This is a genomic window from Desulfosarcina cetonica JCM 12296 (assembly GCF_001311845.1).
GTDB lineage: Bacteria > Desulfobacterota > Desulfobacteria > Desulfobacterales > Desulfosarcinaceae > Desulfosarcina > Desulfosarcina cetonica.
In genome coordinates, this window is record NZ_BBCC01000405.1 from 1 (window position 1) to 2,015 (window position 2,015).

A 2,015-nucleotide genomic window follows, 5' to 3' on the forward strand; every position below is an offset into this window, starting at 1 on the left:
CCATTCGGATCATGCCCACGCCGGACATGGTCGTGCTTTCCCTGCATCAGAACATCGGGGCCCCCTGTGAGTCCCTGGTCAAACCGCGCAAGAATGTTGCCTGGGGCGAATTGATCGGCAAGGGCAAGGGCTTTGTATCGACCAGCCTGCACGCCTCGATCCCCGGCATCATCCAGCGCCCCATGCGGTTCACCCTGGCCAACGGCCGGCACATGGACACCATTCCCATCAAGTTCGAGGGGGAGATCCCCAGCGGGCAGGATCTGTGGGATGAGATTTTCGGCGGGGACTGGCCCACGACGGGGCTGGAGGCCTACGACCCGGAGGAGATCAGCCGCGACATCAACGCGGCCGGGCTGGTAGGCTTGGGCGGGGCGGCCTTTCCGACCCACGTCAAAATCACGCCCAACAGCAAAAAGCCGGTGCATACGCTGATCGTCAACGGTTGCGAGTGTGAACCCTACCTGACCTCGGATTACCGTTTGATGCTCGAAGCCCCGGGGCCCATCATCACCGGTGCGCTTTTGGCGGCCCGCGGCGTGGGCGCCAACCGGATCGTCATCGGTGTCGAAGACAACAAGCCGGATGCCGTGGAGACGCTGCGCAAAGCGGCTGCCGGTACCGGTATTCAGATTGCCGTGCTCAAGACCAAATACCCCCAGGGCAGTGAGAAGCACCTGATCCAGGCCGTCGTCAAACGGCAGGTGCCCCTGGGCGGTCTGCCGTCGGATGTGGGCGTGGCGGTCAGCAACGTGGGGACCGTGGCGGCCGTGGCCCGGGCCGTGATCCACAAGAAGCCGTTGACCCACCGCGTGATCAGCGTCACGGGCAGCGGCATCGCCCAGCCGTCCAACGTTCTGGCGCCGATCGGCATCTCTTTCGGCGCGTTGATCGATTTCTGCGGCGGGTTGAAGCCCGACGCGGCCCGGCTGGTGGCCGGCGGCCCCATGATGGGTTTTGCCTTCAGCAACCCCGACACCCCGGTGACCAAGGGAACCAGCGGGCTGACGGTCATGACCCGCGCCGAGGTCAAGGCCAGCGAGGAGACCCACTGCGTGCGCTGCGGCAAATGCGTGGATGTCTGTCCCATGCGGCTGGTACCCACTAAAATCGCCATGGCGTCCCGGTACCAGGACGTCGCCCTGTCCCGTCGATACAACATCATGGCCTGCTTCGAATGCGGCAGCTGCGCCTACACCTGTCCGGCCCACATTCCCCTGGTCCAGCTGATCCGGGCGGGCAAGGCACGCATAGCGGCGATGGGTCGTAAATGATCACGGAAGCACGGAGAAACAAAGAAAATGCAGGAAACTGACGTGAATATGAACGATACTAGCGGACCGACAACACCGGTCATCCACGTATCCCCCTCACCCCATCTGGCGCAAACGTCGTCCAGCACCCGCCGGATGATGGTGGATGTGCTGATCGGCCTGGCCCCGGTGGTGGGCATGTCCTTATACATCTTCCGCGACTACGCCCTTTATCAGCTGATCGTCTGCCTGATGGGCTGTCTTCTCGCCGAATTCATCTTCTCGGGCATGCGCGGCCGCAAGGAGACCCTGAAGGATGGCTCGGCGATTGTCACGGCCGTGATCCTGACCATGTCCCTGCCCGGCACGGCACCGTGGTACGTCGCTTCATCGCCTCGTTCGTGGCCATCGGCATCGGCAAGATCATCTTCGGCGGATTGGGCATGAACCTTTTCAATCCGGCCATGGTGGGGCGGGCCTTCGTCATGATCTCCTTTGCCGGGGCCATGGCGGCCTCGGGCTATGAGAACGTCCACAGCGCCATCGACGCGATTTCCCAGGCCACGCCCATGAACGCCTACAAGATGAACGGCGTGGTGGCTCCGCTGGCGAATCTTTTCTGGGGCACCACCAATGGCAGCCTGGGCGAGACCAGCGCGATTGCCTGCATCCTGGGCGGTCTCTACCTGATCATCCGGCGGACCGCCTCCTGGGAGATTCCGGCGGGCCTGCTCCTGGCCGTGGCGGGCCATCGGCGGCCTG

Annotated in this window: 1 protein-coding gene and 1 pseudogene; both read left to right on the plus strand. The window is 63.7% G+C overall.

The window, feature by feature from the left end:
- Positions 1–1,274, plus strand: a 1,274-nt coding sequence (gene rsxC / locus JCM12296_RS34375) for an electron transport complex subunit RsxC (protein WP_054702621.1), incomplete at its 5' end; no start/stop codon positions are given.
- A 138-nt stretch (positions 1,275–1,412) separates the two neighbouring features.
- Positions 1,413–2,015 (plus strand): annotated as a pseudogene (locus tag JCM12296_RS37570) (RnfABCDGE type electron transport complex subunit D); the annotation flags it as partial.